The 16068-nt window shown below is 42.2% G+C and carries 18 protein-coding genes; 7 read left to right on the top strand and 11 right to left on the bottom strand.

Going from position 1 to position 16068, the window contains the following annotated elements:
• Positions 1-15: 15 nt before the first annotated feature.
• The 5 genes from LDO51_RS15280 to znuA form a co-directional block, all read right to left on the bottom strand.
• Positions 16-537 carry a fimbrial protein gene (locus LDO51_RS15280; RefSeq protein ID WP_225575242.1) on the bottom strand — a complete coding sequence of 174 codons (522 nt, stop codon included), beginning with the start codon at positions 535-537 and terminating at the stop codon, positions 16-18.
• A gap of 186 nt (positions 538-723) precedes the next feature.
• Positions 724-1581 carry a LysR family transcriptional regulator gene (locus LDO51_RS15275; protein WP_225575241.1) on the bottom strand — a complete coding sequence of 286 codons (858 nt, stop codon included), beginning with the start codon at positions 1579-1581 and terminating at the stop codon, positions 724-726.
• Positions 1582-1748: 167 nt separating this feature from the next.
• A complete protein-coding gene (gene lpxM / locus LDO51_RS15270) occupies positions 1749-2723 on the bottom strand; it encodes a lauroyl-Kdo(2)-lipid IV(A) myristoyltransferase (RefSeq protein WP_225575240.1) in 975 nt (324 codons plus the stop codon).
• A 117-nt stretch (positions 2724-2840) separates the two neighbouring features.
• A complete protein-coding gene (gene mepM / locus LDO51_RS15265; protein ID WP_225575239.1) occupies positions 2841-4160 on the bottom strand; it encodes a murein DD-endopeptidase MepM in 1320 nt (439 codons plus the stop codon).
• A 29-nt stretch (positions 4161-4189) separates the two neighbouring features.
• Positions 4190-5149: a zinc ABC transporter substrate-binding protein ZnuA gene (znuA, locus tag LDO51_RS15260; protein WP_225575238.1), complete on the bottom strand. Its 960-nt coding sequence runs from the start codon at positions 5147-5149 to the stop codon at positions 4190-4192.
• Positions 5150-5222: 73 nt separating this feature from the next.
• Here znuA and znuC point away from each other — a divergent pair, with 73 nt between their 5' ends.
• The gene (gene znuC, locus LDO51_RS15255) at positions 5223-5990 is read left to right on the top strand and encodes a zinc ABC transporter ATP-binding protein ZnuC (RefSeq protein ID WP_154638204.1); all 768 of its coding nucleotides are present in this window, start codon (positions 5223-5225) and stop codon (positions 5988-5990) included.
• Complete coding sequence (znuB, locus tag LDO51_RS15250; RefSeq protein WP_225575237.1) at positions 5983-6768, top strand: zinc ABC transporter permease subunit ZnuB; 786 nt, start codon at positions 5983-5985, stop codon at positions 6766-6768. The genes znuC and znuB overlap by 8 nt, the downstream gene beginning before the upstream one ends.
• A gap of 134 nt (positions 6769-6902) precedes the next feature.
• Here the strand turns inward: znuB and ruvB are convergent, their stop codons facing one another.
• The 6 genes from ruvB to aspS form a co-directional block, all read right to left on the bottom strand.
• Positions 6903-7913 carry a Holliday junction branch migration DNA helicase RuvB gene (gene ruvB, locus LDO51_RS15245; protein WP_225575236.1) on the bottom strand — a complete coding sequence of 337 codons (1011 nt, stop codon included), beginning with the start codon at positions 7911-7913 and terminating at the stop codon, positions 6903-6905.
• 16 nt (positions 7914-7929) lie between these two features.
• Entirely contained in the window at positions 7930-8547 is a 618-nt protein-coding gene (gene ruvA, locus LDO51_RS15240) for a Holliday junction branch migration protein RuvA (RefSeq protein WP_132495865.1), read from the bottom strand.
• A gap of 84 nt (positions 8548-8631) precedes the next feature.
• Positions 8632-9153 carry a crossover junction endodeoxyribonuclease RuvC gene (ruvC, locus tag LDO51_RS15235; RefSeq protein WP_036948281.1) on the bottom strand — a complete coding sequence of 174 codons (522 nt, stop codon included), beginning with the start codon at positions 9151-9153 and terminating at the stop codon, positions 8632-8634.
• 225 nt (positions 9154-9378) lie between these two features.
• Positions 9379-10122 (bottom strand): YebC/PmpR family DNA-binding transcriptional regulator, encoded by a 744-nt coding sequence (locus tag LDO51_RS15230; protein WP_224060997.1) that lies wholly within the window; start codon positions 10120-10122, stop codon positions 9379-9381.
• A gap of 30 nt (positions 10123-10152) precedes the next feature.
• Positions 10153-10587, bottom strand: coding sequence for a dihydroneopterin triphosphate diphosphatase (gene nudB / locus LDO51_RS15225; RefSeq protein ID WP_225575235.1), 435 nt, complete (start codon positions 10585-10587; stop codon positions 10153-10155).
• Positions 10587-12356 (bottom strand): aspartate--tRNA ligase, encoded by a 1770-nt coding sequence (gene aspS, locus LDO51_RS15220; protein ID WP_225575234.1) that lies wholly within the window; start codon positions 12354-12356, stop codon positions 10587-10589. The genes nudB and aspS overlap by 1 nt, the downstream gene beginning before the upstream one ends.
• A gap of 457 nt (positions 12357-12813) precedes the next feature.
• Between aspS and LDO51_RS15215 the strand changes: the two genes are divergently transcribed.
• From LDO51_RS15215 to cmoB, 5 genes are all read left to right on the top strand, one after another.
• Positions 12814-13152: a DUF4377 domain-containing protein gene (locus tag LDO51_RS15215; protein WP_224060994.1), complete on the top strand. Its 339-nt coding sequence runs from the start codon at positions 12814-12816 to the stop codon at positions 13150-13152.
• Positions 13153-13224: 72 nt separating this feature from the next.
• On the top strand, positions 13225-13629 hold the full coding sequence (locus LDO51_RS15210; RefSeq protein ID WP_225575233.1) for an NUDIX hydrolase: 405 nt from the start codon (positions 13225-13227) through the stop codon (positions 13627-13629).
• Positions 13630-13734: 105 nt separating this feature from the next.
• Entirely contained in the window at positions 13735-14133 is a 399-nt protein-coding gene (locus tag LDO51_RS15205; protein ID WP_225575232.1) for an MAPEG family protein, read from the top strand.
• Positions 14134-14274: 141 nt separating this feature from the next.
• The gene (gene cmoA / locus LDO51_RS15200; RefSeq protein ID WP_225575231.1) at positions 14275-15030 is read left to right on the top strand and encodes a carboxy-S-adenosyl-L-methionine synthase CmoA; all 756 of its coding nucleotides are present in this window, start codon (positions 14275-14277) and stop codon (positions 15028-15030) included.
• The gene (cmoB, locus tag LDO51_RS15195; protein WP_225575230.1) at positions 15027-15998 is read left to right on the top strand and encodes a tRNA 5-methoxyuridine(34)/uridine 5-oxyacetic acid(34) synthase CmoB; all 972 of its coding nucleotides are present in this window, start codon (positions 15027-15029) and stop codon (positions 15996-15998) included. Before cmoA ends, cmoB begins: the two co-directional genes overlap by 4 nt.
• Positions 15999-16068: the final 70 nt, after the last annotated feature.

Here is a 16068-nt window from a genome sequence, read left to right as displayed (position 1 = left end):
TCACCCTAATTATTATTACTGATACTGAATACTATAAACTGCACTACTGTTTGCTTGGCCAGCTATTGCGACACCTGTTGCTTTATATGCCGCGACATATTCTAACTCTGCTGACTTTCCATCTAAAGCAACCTCTTGAGCATCTTCATACAGTTTTATCGGGGTAACCGCATTTTTTTCATATAATGCAATACCGATATTTTTTGCCATTCCATTACCTTCGTGTAATGCAAGAATATTATGGTCGACCGCATCACGAGTTCCAGCAAAATTAACCGTGACTTTGGTATCATTAGGGCAATCTACTAACTTAATAATGAAATTAGTTACCCCCGCGACCTCACCCTGTGAAGATAAACTTTTCGTTGATACACGACCAAGATCAACATTTAAAGTACGTGATTTACTGTCAACTGTACAAGCTTGCTCGATGACCTCTCCTGTAAAATTAATCACTCCTGAAGCAGATGCTGTTGATACTATGACCATCGATAAGCTTACGACTAATAAATTAAATTTTTTATTTAAAATACGCATGGGTTTTCCTATAAATAAAATATATATTTCTTGACTTGAATTTCATAAAAGAAATGTAACTGATATTTCTCGTTAGCCAGAAATATAACACTTTAACTTAATTAAGTTAATGAATGGTTATATTGAAATTTTAAAATTAAAATCAAAATTACTTATTAACTTTACAGGATAAATTTAAAACTGAAATCAATTAGTTTGGTAATCATTAAATAGGTAACTTATGATTATATCGTTTATTATTTGGTTTTTATTTTTATACATATAAAATTGATATTTTTCATTATAAATATCATTTTCAACTTCCTTCAGCAAGTTGTCATCTATTAATTCATGAATAATATTCTTAGGAAGCCAAGAGTACCCCACTGAGTTCCTCGTTAACTTAATAGCTATTTCTGTATTTGTAACTTTAACTATTTGACGACTTTTTGTTTTTTCTTGAAATGTTGAAGATAGCAAAATATGAGGTGTTATTTTTAACTTGCTTTCTATTTCATTTTGAGTGCATTTTTGAAGATAATGATTGGGCTCTGTGACTAATATTGCACTCACCTCCCCAATAAATATAGGGTTTAATGAACCTATATAATGATGAGAGATTAATAAATCAAACTCCTTGAATGAAAGAATTTCATCTCTATTAAGTAATGTTTTAGTTAATTCAATATCGTAATCCTTTCTATTTTTTATTAACCTCTCGATTTTATTTAATAGATCATCACTATCATACAATGAATCTATCACTATTTTTATTTTATTATTTATTTTCTTTGTTATGATTTTGGCGGCTATTTCCAACGCAATTGCTTTATTCGTCACTTCTCTTGATAATGCTAATAATTTTTCTCCTTGAGAGGTTAAGACTGCACGCCTTTTTTCCACTACAAAAATTTCCATATCCAACACTTGTTCTAATTTGTTAATCGTATAACTAATAGATGACTGTGTTTTATGTAATACTTCTGCTGCTTGAGCAAACCCCCCATAGTCAACTACAGCCTGTAATGTTACCCATTGATCTAGTGTTGTTCTTGTTTTATCCATATTTTCTCCAATCCATCGTATTCTCTATTTTTATTCTGCGAAGAATATAACAATGTATTTATAATATCGCTTCTCCGTTTTGCATTTTCAGTATTATTTATATCTATATAAAAAACAAAAGCCACGGATAATTATTACCGTGGCTTGTTATGATGCTAAAAAGATATCTAGCGATATAAATCCTTTCGTTGATAGGGCTCTATCTCACCTTCCTTGCGCGTTTTCAAGAGCTTAAGGATCCACGTATATTGCTCTGGATTAGGTTCAACTAAAAACTCTAACTCTTCATTCATTCTACGTGCAATATAGTTATCATCTTGACCATCAATATCATCCATTGGTTCACGAACATAGATATGCAATTGATGATTAACGTGATCGTACACCGGAAATAAAGGAACAATTTTCGCTTTACACACTTTCATTAATCTACCGATAGCGGGTAAGGTCGCTTTGTATGTGCCAAAAAAATCAACAAACTCACTATGCTCTTCCCCATGATCTTGATCCGGTAGATAAAAACCCCAGTAACCTTGTCTGACAGATGCAATAAAAGGTTTAATGCCTGCTTCGCGGGAATGAAGCCTTCCACCAAAATGGTAACGAGCCTTATTCCATAAATAATCTGCAACGGGATTTTTCTGGTGATGGAACATAGCGGCCATATTCTGCCCCATCGCAGCTAATAGCATGGCAGGAGCATCTACAGCCCAACCGTGAGGAACCATAAAAATCACATTGCTTTGCTGTTCCTGCAACTGGTCAATAATCTGTTTGTTATGCCACTGGGTACGCGCTAATGTACGTTCCGCACCACGTACACACAATTCAGCCAACATGACAAAAGATTGAGGTGCAGTTTCAAACATCCGATCAACCAACTCTTCTCTTTGTTGCTCTTTCATATTAGGAAAACAATAGAGTAAGTTAATTTTCGCTCGGCGACGGGCGCTCTTTGCTAATCGTCCAACCCATTTACCTATTTTTGCCAGCATAGGGTCGCGAACTTTAACGGGAATATAAGCAAGCGCAACGAAGAGTCCCGCACCTAACCAAACGCCCCAATATTTAGGTAATAAATAGGATTTATGAAACGTTGGCACATAGCCCTTTTTGCTATCGGTATCTTGTTCTTTATTCATGTTATACCCAAGAAATCACGGCTATTTTGATAACCAAAAATGAATGTGTAAGAGCATTACAAAAAAAACTGGCAGACACAAGTATCTGCCAGTTGTTGGATGAAGAAACTGAAATGGTTATTTCAATTTAAGCTGGGATTTGGTCTCTTTGACCAGCTCTAAATACTCTTTACGTTCTTTACCTGTTAAACCACCTGAGCTTGGTAATTTCGCAGTCAGTGGGTTGACAGCTTGCTGGTTAACCCACATTTCAAAATGGAGATGTGGTCCTGTCGAACGTCCAGTATTACCCGATAACGCAATGCGATCACCACGCTTCACTTTTTGCCCTGGTTTCACCAGCAATTGACGTAAATGCATATAACGCGTCGTATATTGGCGACCATGGCGAATCGCAATAAAGTTTCCTGCTGCACCACTGTATTTCGCCACAATCACTTCACCATCACCAACCGCTAATACAGGCGTACCCACTGGCATGGAAAAGTCGACCCCTTTATGTGGTGCAACACGGCCAGTTACAGGGTTAACACGGCGTGGGTTGAAGTGTGATGAAACCCTGAACTGTTTAACCGTTGGAAAACGCAAGAAACCGCGTTCTAAACCATTACCTTCACTGTCATAATAGCGACCATCTTCAGCACGAAAAGCGTAGTAATTTTTACCGCCAGACTGTAAACGCACACCAACTAGTTGGCTCTGTTCATGAGTCCCATTGAGCATCTCTCGCCCCATTAAAACGGTAAACTTATCGCCTTTTTTCAGCTTGTTAAAGTCCACCTGCCACTGTAATGCTTTGGTAACTTCACGGCCTTCTGTACGAGTCAAACCCGCTTTCTTCGTGCTTTGAGCAAACGTTCCATCGATAGAACCCGTCATCACGCTGTTTGTCCAATCGCCTTTACGGATCTCTTTCGTTTCTTCAAATTTGTTGGTTGCTCCAACGCGTTTGAAGATACGCGTTTCACGGCGAGAAACATCCCACGTTAAGGACTCTAATTCGCCATCAGTATTCAGTGTCCAGCTAAGGGTTTGACCGATTTTTAAGTTACGTAATGATTTATGTTGGTTTGAAAGTGTCGCAACATCACCAGCTTCAATACCAAACTGGGTCAAGATAGACGATAAGTTATCGCCACTTGAGACAACATATTCATGTGCGAGCGGTGTACCATCCGCATCTGATGCGTCGCTGTCTGCAACGCCTTCATCCGGTAACTGTTCACTACTATCTTGAATTAAATCATTACCTTCGGCTTCAATCGCTGATTGAGCAAAAGGAATAACCGTATCAGGAGAGCCATCACCTTCATGTGTGATAGGGATATGCACTGGCCGCCAAATCGCGACAGCCATGGTGGCTACAGTGAGCGTGCTCAACACAATTTTATGGGTCTTGGACAAGCCATTAAATGCCTGCACAATACCATTTGCCATTTGCTGCACTTTAAACTATTCCTCTATGCTTAATTCAGGCAGCTTGCGTATTGTTCTGATAGTTGAGTCAGAAACTTCATGTAGCTATCTGGTCCAATTGCCAGCCCACTACCGAGTGGGTCGAGAGTACCCATTTTGACTCCCGTATTTTTCGCTACGCTTTCAATAACCGCAGGTCTGAATTGTGGCTCAGCAAAAACGCATTGCGCTTTATGCTCAACCAGTTGTGTTCGTATTTGATGCAATTTTTGGGCACCGGGCTGAATCTCAGGGTTTATCGTAAAATGCCCTAATGGAGCGAGCTGATAGTGTTTTTCAAAGTAGCCATAAGCATCGTGAAAAACAAAATACCCTTTATTTTGAGCCGGTTTTAAAATACTAGCAATTTTCTTATTGTTTTGCGCCATGTTTTCTTTGAATTTACGAAGGTTTACGTCCAGCTTATCTTTCTGAGCAGGATAAACCTCTACTAAACGCGCGTAAATATCATCGGCTGCCAAATTTGCAATATCTGGAGACAACCAGATGTGCATATTATACTCACCATGGTGATGATGTTCGTGATCCGCATCATGGTTAGGTTCATCGGCATGTTGATGGCTATCTTCCTCCTCGTGGTTTTCAGCCATTAATAAGTTATGAATATTTTTCTGTTCAGCCAATGCTAGACGTTTATTCTGGTCTAACACATTGATTGGCTTCTCTAAAAACATTTCTAATTCAGGACCAACCCAAACAAATAAATCAGCCTGTTTTATCTTTTTTAAATCCGAAGGTTTCAGTGCATAATCATGCGGCGAAGCACCATCAGGAAGTAAAACTTGTGTATCAGTGACACCATCAGCGATCCCCGCCGCAATGAAGGCTAAAGGTCGAATCGATGTAACGACATCGGCATTGGCTATTGGCAACATCGATGCGGTTAAAACTGAGGCTAACGTAGCTTTGCAGATGAATTTACGGGTAATAAGTTTCGATTTGTGTATCATGAACATTTTTCCGTGATCTTAAAATTGAAATGTTATAATATAACACAACTTGATTTCTGCAAGATGTTTTCATATGCAACCACTACTATCTTTAAATAAAATCTCCGTCTCATTTGGCGATAAACCTGTATTAAAGGATGTCACTTTTGCGCTTAACAAAGGTGATATCGTGACGTTGTTGGGGCCTAATGGTGCCGGTAAATCCACGATTGTTCGCGTGGTATTGGGGCTATTAGCTCCCACATCAGGCACTATCAGCAGAGCCTCGTCACTCTCTATTGGTTATGTTCCACAAAAACTACATTTAGATACCACCCTGCCTCTAACCGTGAAGCGGTTTATGATGTTAAAGCAAGGTGTCCGTACGGAACATTTATTACCCGCCCTCGAACGGGTTAAAGCCACGCACCTTATTGACCAGCCAATGCAGAAACTCTCAGGCGGTGAAACCCAGCGCGTTCTGCTTGCGCGTGCCTTACTTAATAAACCTGATTTGTTGGTTCTCGATGAACCCGCCCAAGGCGTCGATATTAATGGCCAAGTTGCGTTGTATGACTTAATCAATCAATTAAGAACTGAACTTGGTTGCGCAGTTCTCATGGTCTCCCATGACCTGCATTTAGTCATGGCAAAAACAGACCAAGTTTTATGTATTAACGGACATATTTGTTGCTCTGGTACCCCTGACGTTGTCTCTAATCACCCTGAATTCGTCGCGATGTTTGGCTATCGAGGCGCACAGCAACTGGGGGTTTACCGTCATCAACACAATCACCAACATGATTTAGAAGGTAATGTGATCACATCCCACCAACACAGTAAGGATTGCCATCATGATTGAGTTACTGCTACCTGGTTGGATTGCAGGTATGTTACTCGCGATTGCTGCCGGCCCTTTAGGTTCCTTTGTGGTTTGGCGCCGTATGTCCTATTTTGGAGATACCCTCGCCCACGCATCTTTGCTAGGTGTTGCCTTCGGTTTGCTGCTAAATATTAATCCCTTTTACGCGGTGATCGCAGTGACTTTATTATTGGCCCTGATCCTCGTGTGGTTGGAAAAACGTCCTCAACTCGCCGTCGATACGTTACTCGGCATTATGGCTCACAGCTCCCTCTCTTTAGGGCTGGTTGTCGTCAGCCTAATGGCGAATGTCCGCGTCGACCTGATGGCCTATCTATTTGGTGATTTGTTATCAGTAACATACGAAGATATTATAACGATTTTAATTGGCGTGGTTGTCGTTTGTGGGTTGCTTTTTTATCGATGGCGGGCGCTTTTATCAATGACTGTCAGCTCAGAACTGGCTTTTGTGGATGGAATTAATCTCCAACGCTCCCGTTTATTATTGATGATGGTAACGGCATTAACTATCGGGATTGCAATGAAATTTGTTGGAGCGCTGATCATTACCTCTTTGCTGATCATTCCTGCTGCCACCGCCCGACGTTTTGCCAAAACCCCTGAACAAATGGCACTCACTGCGATTGGTATTGGCATGATTTCCGTTACTGGCGGGTTAACGTTGTCCGCCTTTTATGATACTCCTGCAGGCCCATCCGTTGTGCTCACCTCCGCTATTTTGTTTATCTTAAGTTTGTGCATAAAAACAAAAAACTAATCGCGACTGCAAATTACAGATCAACCAATACAAGTTAGCCTAAAACAAAAAGCCCTTGAGTCATTTTTCATGCTCAAGGGCTTTTTCGTGATACCACATTCAATTATCTTTGTATTAAAAGGATTTTTTCGGGTTTAAACCTCTTTTGGCGTTAAACCAAAGTGAGAATAGGCATGGGATGTTGCCATACGCCCTCTAGGCGTTCGTTGGATAAACCCTTGCTGAATAAGATAAGGCTCAAGCACATCTTCGATGGTTTCGCGTTCCTCTCCAATCGCTGCGGCAAGGTTATCAACCCCCACCGGTCCGCCCATAAACTTATCGATGATGGCCACCAGCAGTTTACGATCAAGATAGTCAAAACCCGCCGCATCCACATTCAACATATCCAGCGCTTGGCTCGCAATCAACTCATCAATACTGCCATTGCCTTTCACTTGGGCAAAGTCACGCACGCGCCGTAATAAACGGTTAGTGATCCGTGGTGTTCCACGAGAGCGCATTGCGACCTGCAAGGCCCCTTCTTCCGTGATATCCAGCCCCATATACTGAGCGCTACGCTTCACAATATGTTGCAAATCATCAACTTGGTAAAACTCTAATCGTTGTACAATTCCAAAACGGTCACGCAGTGGCGACGTTAAGGAGCCCGCTCGCGTAGTGGCACCGATCAACGTAAATGGCGGTAAATCGATTTTAATGGAACGTGCCGCAGGACCTTCGCCTATCATAATATCTAATTGATAGTCTTCCATGGCAGGATATAAAATCTCTTCGACTACTGGTGAAAGTCGATGAATTTCATCAATAAAAAGGACATCATGGGGTTCAAGGTTAGTCAGCATCGCAGCCAAATCCCCGGCCTTTTCTAACACTGGCCCTGACGTTGTCCGCAAATTAACCCCAAGCTCGTTGGCAACAATACCCGCTAATGTAGTTTTTCCTAACCCTGGGGGCCCAAAAATTAACAGATGGTCGAGCGCATCCCCTCGCATTTTGGCTGCCTGAATAAATATTTCCATTTGATGCTTAACTTGCGGTTGCCCAATATACTCATCCAGTAATTTAGGGCGGATCGCGCGATCAATGGCTTCTTCTTCAGAATGCAGCACTTCAGCAGTAATTAGGCGATCAGCTTCAATCATCGTAATAATCTCTCAATTAAAGTGCTGCGCGTAAGGCATCACGGATCAGAGTTTCAGAATCGCTATCAGGTTTCGCGACTTTACTCACCATACGGCTGGCTTCTTGCGGCTTATATCCCAAAGCAATCAAGGCAGCAGCAGCTTCGGCTTCGATATCTGCTTGGCTTGGTCCTTGGCTCTTCACACTTGGTAAATCAATATCGCTCACAGGGTTGAAAAGATCCCCATTCAGGCCTTTGAAACGGTCTTTCATTTCGACCACTAAACGCTCGGCAGTTTTCTTGCCGATACCCGGCAATTTCACCAACGAAGAAATCGCTTCTTGCTCAATGGCAGATACAAATTGTTGAGCCGACATACCGGATAAAATCGCAAGTGCCAGTTTAGGGCCCACGCCATTAACTTTAATCAGTTCTTTAAATAGTGCGCGCTCTTGTTTGTCATTGAAGCCATACAGTAATTGAGCATCTTCTCGCACCACAAAGTGGGTGAAAACAATAGCTTCTTGGCCAATTTCAGGTAATTCATAGAAACAGGTCATTGGCATATGAACTTCATAGCCAACACCTTGTAGCTCAAGTAACACAATGGGTGGTTGCTTTTCTAATACGATGCCACGTAAACGACCTATCACACTAAACCCCTTAAATTTGATTAGCGTCTTAAATTTTGACTCTGCTGTTTATACCACAAAAAATGCTGGATGCATATCCAGTCTTCATCTTAATCTTCCGCGGGTTAACACTAAACGCGGATCACCGACTTTCAGCAAGTTTTGATTAAAATGGCAATGGGTGATGGCAATTGCCAGCGCATCTGCGGCATCCGCTTGAGGGCTAGCCGATAATTTTAGAATAGATTTCACCATATGCTGGACTTGGCTTTTTTCTGCAGCTCCCGTTCCCACTACGGTTTGTTTAACTTGACGAGCCGCATATTCAAAAACGGGAATATTTTGGTTTGCTGCCGCGACAATCGCCACACCACGCGCTTGCCCCAGTTTCAGAGCCGAGTCCGCATTCTTCGCCATAAAGACTTGTTCGATAGATAAAACATCAGGTTGGTACTGGGTGATAATTTCCGAGACTCCCGCATAAATACGCTGCAGACGGCTTGGTAAATCATCAACTTGAGTACGAATACACCCACTTCCGAGATAGAGTAATTGCCTACCTTGTTGGCGAATAACACCGTATCCTGTGATCCGTGAACCAGGGTCGATACCCAGAATAATCGCCATATAAAACCTATAGTTGCCCTTTATTAATTTTCATATCATCTTATCCCCATCTAATGACAGCCACAATGGCAACAAGGGAATATCAGCGTTTCCACCGGAATTTCAGTGTAAATAGCATTCCTGCCATCATAAATATAGCAAATAAAAGAGAAGATGAAGATGGGAGAGGCGTTAGAGAAAACAGGCTGGACACAGCCTGCTTTCTCTACGCAGACATCGTCTTAATTACAGTTGCTCAGCAACTTCATCAGAGATATCACCGTTATGATAAACTTCTTGAACGTCGTCTGAGTCTTCTAACATGTCGATCAGGCGCATTAATTTTGGTGCCGTTTCAACATCAAGCTCTGCCGTAATCGATGGGATCATAGAAACTTCAGCGGCTTCGCTAGTGAAACCTGCAGCATCTAATGCGTCTTTAACCGCACCGAACGTTTCAAAGGTGGTGTAAACATCTATTGCACCATCATCGTACGTTTCAACGTCGTCAGCACCCGCTTCAAGTGCAGCTTCCATCAGCGCATCTTCATCCACGCCCGGTGCGTAAGTGATCACGCCACGTTTGGTGAATAAATAAGATACAGAGCCATCAGTCCCTAAGTTACCGCCCGTTTTAGTAAACGCGTGGCGAACTTCAGAAACGGTACGGTTACGGTTGTCACTTAAACATTCAACCATAACAGCTGTACCGCCAGGACCGTAACCTTCATAAATGATGGTTTCCATATTATCGTTGTCATCATTACCCACACCACGCGCAATCGCACGGTTTAATGTATCGCGAGTCATGTTGTTTGATAATGCTTTATCCACAGCAGCACGCAAACGTGGGTTAGTTGCGACATCGCCGCCGCCTAAACGCGCTGCAGTGACCAGCTCACGAATAATTTTAGTGAAAATCTTACCGCGCTTTGCGTCTTGCGCCGCTTTACGGTGTTTGGTGTTGGCCCATTTACTATGACCTGCCATGAAATATCTCCAAAAACGTCAATAAAATAATTAAACAGCAAATTCTAAAATAGCCTGGCTGTTGCTCCACGATTTTGTCAGCTCTGCTGCCTGTTGCGGTTCAAGCCAACAAAATTCAGTGTGTTCAGTCAGTAATGGCGTTTGTTCATCACTCAGCACCAATTTAAACCAATGTTCTTTACAGTGGGTTACATCTGGTGCATAACGATGCCTGAAATGCGGGAAAATTTCAAAGATGATACTTTTCGACAAATCATGTAACTGACTTGGTTGCGGGTTAAACCCCGTCTCTTCTTTGATTTCGCGAAGCGCTGCATCCGCAGCACTGGTTTCATGAAGTTCCAAACTTCCAGTTACTGATTGCCAGAAGTCTGGATCATCTTTACGCCGCATCATAAGCACCCGCCCCGTTTTTTCAGCCACCATAATGACTAATATCGATTCTGGGCGCTTATAACTTTTCATTACTCTTCTTCTTTCGCCACAACTGCAATCGCTAATTCAGTCAGTGAATCAGGGTTTGCATGACTTGGTGCATTGGTCATTAAACATGCCGCTGCGGTGGTTTTCGGGAATGCAATAACATCACGGATGTTATCAGTTCCAGTTAACAACATGACTAAGCGGTCTAAACCAAATGCTAAACCTGCATGTGGTGGCGTACCGTATTTCAGTGCATCTAACAGGAAGCCGAACTTCTCACGTTGTTCTTCTTCATTAATACCTAAAATACCGAATACGGTTTGTTGCATTTCGCTACGGTGAATACGGACAGAACCACCACCTACTTCGTAGCCATTAATAACCATATCGTAGGCATTCGCAACAGCATCTTCAGGGTTCTTCGCCAGATCTTCCGGTGTAAAATCTTTCGGTGAAGTAAATGGGTGGTGCATTGCTGTTAAACCACCTTCGCCATTTTCTTCAAACATTGGGAAGTCGATAACCCATAGTGGCTGCCAGCTATTTAAGTTTGTCAGCTCGAAGTCACGACCCACTTTCAGGCGTAATGCGCCCATTGAGTCAGTCACCACATTTTTTGCACCCGCACCAAACAAGATGATATCGCCATCAGCTGCGCCAGTACGTTCAATAATTTGCTCGATAATGTCTAAGCTTAGGAACTTCGCAACTGGGCTTTGAATACCTTCTAAGCCTTTCGCGCGTTCGTTGATTTTCATCCACGCTAAGCCTTTCGCACCATAGATGCCCACGAAATTGCCGTATTCGTCAATTTGTTTACGGGTCATTGCTGCGCCACCTGGCACTTTCAGCGCTGCAACACGACCTTTAGGGTCATTTGCTGGACCCGCAAATACTGCAAACTCAACATCTTTAACAATATCAGCAACATCAACCAATTCCATTGGGTTACGCAGGTCTGGTTTATCTGAACCGTAACGACGCATCGCTTCTGCAAAGGTCATGATTGGGAAATCGCCTAAATCAACGCCTTTCACCTCAAGCCATAGGTTGCGGATCATACGCTCCATCACTTCGCGAACTTGTTCCGCGCTCATGAACGAGGTTTCCACATCGATTTGGGTAAATTCAGGTTGACGGTCAGCTCGTAAATCTTCGTCACGGAAGCATTTTACGATTTGATAGTAACGATCAAAGCCAGACATCATCAGCAGTTGTTTGAACAGCTGTGGGGATTGCGGCAGTGCATAGAACTTACCTTTATGAACTCGGCTTGGTACTAAGTAGTCACGCGCCCCTTCTGGCGTCGCTTTGGTTAGCATTGGCGTTTCAACGTCCATAAAGCCTTCTTTGTCCATAAAATTACGAACAAAGCTGGTGATTTTCGCACGCGTACGTAGACGATCTGACATCTCCGGACGGCGTAAATCTAAATAGCGGTATTTTAAGCGACGCTCTTCTGTATTAGTTTGGTTGCTGTCTAGCGGCAGAGGTTCAGATTTGTTAAAGACTTCCAGACCTTCAGCAAAGATTTCAATTTCACCCGTTGCCATATCTTTGTTTTTCTGGCTATCTGGGCGCGCACGTACTGTACCTGTGATTTGGATGCAGAACTCGTTACGCAGTTCTGACGCTTTCTCAAATATGTCTTTACGCTCTGGATCAAAGAAAACTTGAACGATGCCTTCGCGGTCACGCATATCGATAAAAATCAAACCACCTAAGTCACGACGGCGGTTTACCCATCCACAAAGAGTGACCTTCTGGCCTTCATGAGCGATATTTAATTGCCCACAATAATTAGTACGCATACTCTATCCTTTTACTCAGCTTGTTGTTTACCCAGCGTAATTTATTTACTCAGCATACTGTGCTGTGGTTTGCTGCGGGAATTTGGCATTTTGCTGAACCCATTTGCTAAACGGTGTGTTTGCTTAACCTCATGTTTAGAAACATTGAATTTGCAAAACACAGAGCTGAAAATTCAGAATGTCAAAAAAGGCAGACATTATATAGGAAATTCTGTTAGACAAACAGTTTGCTATACAGCTTAACTGCGAAATTGATACAAAAAAACCATCTCCAATCAATAAAAATGGTTCTTATCTATTAAAATGATCTCAACTAATCTAAAAAAATCATACGCCCAATTGAGACTTCAAATTTGATTGTTTGTTAGATCATAATTTTTTTGGGAATAATTACCCGTCTCATTTTGCTATAATTACTCTCATTCAGACACTTTTGCCTGAAACTAGAGGAACCTTTATGAAAAAAATTCTACTCGCATCATCCCTTTTTGTTCTGCTTGCAGGATGCCAAAACGGAAATAATACCAACACGATGAAGCCCACCAACAGCAACAATAAAATCTTTTATATTGACTCCTCTCTGGCTGACTGTGTCGGCGTTGCACCTATGAAATGCATGAAAGTTAAAGAAAAACCAACTGATGATTGGCAATATTTTTACTCATCTATTCAAGGATTCAGCTACGAGCCGGGCTATAACTACGTGTTAGAGGTTCAACAATTTGATGTGCCTAACCCACCCGCCGATGCCCCAAGCATCCGTTATGAGTTAGTCAAAGTTATCGAGAAAAAATAATGTCGACGCAGGTGTAAAACCACCAGCTTTTTTCTATGATTGACAGTAACCTCTAACAGGTTAAGGTAAAAGATGAGCACTAAAATCATTGATAAATTAGGTTTAATTACCATTCAAAATGGCAAAGTTGCCATGGTTCGTTCCCATAATAAAACCCTATTTTATATTCCTGGCGGAAAACGTGAGCAGGGTGAAACTGACCAACAGGCGCTTTCTCGCGAAATCGATGAGGAACTCACATTAACCTTACTCCCTGAATCTATCCGGTTCTACGGAGAATTCACCGGATTGGCTGATGGCAAACAAGATGGTACGCAAGTTTGTATTCGTTGCTACCAAGCCGATTACGACGGCATCCCTCAACCTGCGGCTGAAATTGCTGAATTAGTGTGGTTGGATTCCAATGATGCAGACCGCTGCTCTATCACCGCCATTGCTGTCTTGGCGCAACTTAAAGCGGATAACCTCATTAAGTAATTCAAAAATGAATTATCAATAGCGATATATTTCTATTTGTAGATTTACTGATTAGGTCTTAAAATTTAGAAAATTTAATTTATCTCCATAGAGGTAGAATAAAAAATGGTCAGTTCTTTATACGCTGTACTAGGGGCCTTACTGATACTGAAACTATCACTCAATGTCGTAAAGCTAAGAAATCAGTACCGTGTTTCTGTTGGTGATGGTGGTTTTTCTGAACTGCAAACCGCTATCCGTGTGCATGGCAATGCCATCGAATACATTCCAGTTTCATTAATTTTATTACTGTTAATGGAGATGAATGGCGCCAAAGTTTGGATGATCCATGTTTGCGGCATTCTACTGATTGTAAGCCGCATGCTCCACTCTTACGGTTTAAAAAACCATGACTATTCACAACGACGAATGGGAATGATGGGAACGTATCTGGCACTCACCTTAATGATCATGGCCAATGCCTATTATCTACCATGGGTACAAATGGTGTCGTTCACCTTTTAATTTTCCCTTCCTTCTGTGCGGATTGGTTTTCAGGTTCTATTGTTTTCAAGTTATATTGTTTTCAAGTTATGTTGTTTTCAGGTTATATGGCTTTCTGCTACAATCCGCCACTACTTTTGTTCTGCTAATTAATACAAGTCTATGTCAAGTCAGGATCCAAACCATAAAGACAGCCTTTTCTCCGCGCCAATCGCCAATTTAGGTGACTGGAAGTTTGATGAAAAAGTAGCTGAAGTTTTCCCCGATATGATCCAACGTTCCGTACCGGGTTACTCCAATATCATCACCATGATTGGGATGCTAGCGGGGCGTTTTGTGACACCAAATAGCCAAGTCTATGATCTGGGATGTTCCCTTGGTGCCGCCACCCTGTCTGTTCGTCGAAATATTTCAGTGGAAAACTGCAAAATCATTTCTGTCGATAATTCACCCGCCATGGTCGAACGCTGCCGCCGTCATATTGATGCGTATAAAGCACAAACGCCCGTCGAGGTTATCGAAGGAGATATTCGCGATATTCATATTGAAAATGCGTCTATGGTTATCCTTAACTTCACATTGCAGTTTTTAAACCCCGATGATCGCGAGAAATTACTCACTAAAATTTACCAAGGGTTATTACCCGGCGGGATTTTAGTGTTATCTGAGAAGTTCAATTTTGAAGATAAGCAAATTGGTGAGTTACTATTCAACATGCACCATGATTTCAAACGCGCCAATGGGTATAGCGAACTCGAAATCAGCCAAAAACGCAGCATGCTCGAAAACGTCATGCTCACCGACTCTGTTGAAGCGCATAAAACTCGCCTAAAACGCGTCGGATTCACACATTGTGAAGTCTGGTTCCAATGTTTTAACTTCGGTTCATTATTAGCATTAAAAGAGGGGCTGCAATGATCGATTTCGGTCGTTTTTATCAACAAATTGCCGTTGGCCCTCTTAGCCATTGGTTAGAAACCTTGCCTGCTCAACTGGCAGCCTGGAAGAAAGAAGGACTACACGGTGGGTTCTCTTCATGGGAGAAAATGTTAGATAACCTGCCTGTCATGACGCCGACCCAGTTAGATATTAAAAATAGCGTTACTGCGACGCGCGACCCAGAATTAACCGAAGGCGAAACTCGCCGTTTAAACAATATCTTGGGGCAATTGAAACCATGGCGTAAAGGCCCATTTTCTCTATATGGCGTCAATATCGATACCGAATGGCGCTCAGATTGGAAATGGGATCGCGTTCTGCCACATATTTCCCCATTAAAAGGTCGTCATGTGTTAGATGTGGGCTGCGGAAGTGGTTATCACATGTGGCGTATGCTGGGCGAAGAAGCACAGTTTGTTGTCGGCATCGATCCTACTGAACTGTTTTTATGTCAGTTTGAAGCAGTTAGAAAACTGTTAGGTGATGACCAACGCGCACATTTATTACCATTAGGTATTGAACAACTGCCTGCCTTAAAAGCCTTTGATACCGTATTCTCGATGGGCGTTCTGTATCATCGTCGCTCCCCACTCGACCATTTATATCAATTAAAAGATCAATTAGTCAGTGAAGGAGAATTAGTGTTAGAAAGTTTGGTGATTGAAGGTGATGAATTCCAATGCCTGATCCCCGGCGACCGCTATGCACAAATGCGCAACGTTTATTTTATTCCTTCCGCCAAAATGCTCAAAGTGTGGCTAGAGAAATGCGGTTTTGTAGACGTACGCATTGTTGACCAAGCCGTGACCTCGTTAGACGAACAGCGTCGCACTGAATGGATGCAAACGGATTCGTTAGCGGAATTTTTAGACCCTAACGATCAAACCAAAACCATCGAAGGCTATCCAGCCCCTCTACGTGCGATTTTAGTGGCGAAAAAACCGTAATATTGTCAGGCGGCAATTCTCACAGACCGTACATGACAAACCCCCTAAAAGTTCATCGACAACTCGCGGG

Origin of the sequence: Providencia alcalifaciens (assembly GCF_020271745.1) — a bacterium.
Lineage (GTDB): Bacteria > Pseudomonadota > Gammaproteobacteria > Enterobacterales > Enterobacteriaceae > Providencia > Providencia alcalifaciens_B.
The sequence above is the reverse complement of the archived record's forward strand: the minus strand, read 5'-3'. Positions and strand labels throughout refer to the sequence as shown.

Coding starts and splice junctions, on each gene's coding strand:
- cmoB (WP_225575230.1), top strand. CDS start 15,027: ATGATCGATTTCGGTCGTTTTTATCAACAAATTGCCGTTGGCCCTCTT.
- znuA (WP_225575238.1), bottom strand. CDS start 5,149: ATGATACACAAATCGAAACTTATTACCCGTAAATTCATCTGCAAAGCT.
- LDO51_RS15215 (WP_224060994.1), top strand. CDS start 12,814: ATGAAAAAAATTCTACTCGCATCATCCCTTTTTGTTCTGCTTGCAGGA.
- ruvC (WP_036948281.1), bottom strand. CDS start 9,153: ATGGCGATTATTCTGGGTATCGACCCTGGTTCACGGATCACAGGATAC.
- cmoA (WP_225575231.1), top strand. CDS start 14,275: ATGTCAAGTCAGGATCCAAACCATAAAGACAGCCTTTTCTCCGCGCCA.
- znuB (WP_225575237.1), top strand. CDS start 5,983: ATGATTGAGTTACTGCTACCTGGTTGGATTGCAGGTATGTTACTCGCG.
- LDO51_RS15280 (WP_225575242.1), bottom strand. CDS start 537: ATGCGTATTTTAAATAAAAAATTTAATTTATTAGTCGTAAGCTTATCG.
- ruvB (WP_225575236.1), bottom strand. CDS start 7,913: ATGATTGAAGCTGATCGCCTAATTACTGCTGAAGTGCTGCATTCTGAA.
- aspS (WP_225575234.1), bottom strand. CDS start 12,356: ATGCGTACTAATTATTGTGGGCAATTAAATATCGCTCATGAAGGCCAG.
- LDO51_RS15205 (WP_225575232.1), top strand. CDS start 13,735: ATGGTCAGTTCTTTATACGCTGTACTAGGGGCCTTACTGATACTGAAA.
- nudB (WP_225575235.1), bottom strand. CDS start 10,587: ATGAAAAGTTATAAGCGCCCAGAATCGATATTAGTCATTATGGTGGCT.
- LDO51_RS15230 (WP_224060997.1), bottom strand. CDS start 10,122: ATGGCAGGTCATAGTAAATGGGCCAACACCAAACACCGTAAAGCGGCG.
- mepM (WP_225575239.1), bottom strand. CDS start 4,160: ATGGCAAATGGTATTGTGCAGGCATTTAATGGCTTGTCCAAGACCCAT.
- LDO51_RS15275 (WP_225575241.1), bottom strand. CDS start 1,581: ATGGATAAAACAAGAACAACACTAGATCAATGGGTAACATTACAGGCT.
- znuC (WP_154638204.1), top strand. CDS start 5,223: ATGCAACCACTACTATCTTTAAATAAAATCTCCGTCTCATTTGGCGAT.
- lpxM (WP_225575240.1), bottom strand. CDS start 2,723: ATGAATAAAGAACAAGATACCGATAGCAAAAAGGGCTATGTGCCAACG.
- LDO51_RS15210 (WP_225575233.1), top strand. CDS start 13,225: ATGAGCACTAAAATCATTGATAAATTAGGTTTAATTACCATTCAAAAT.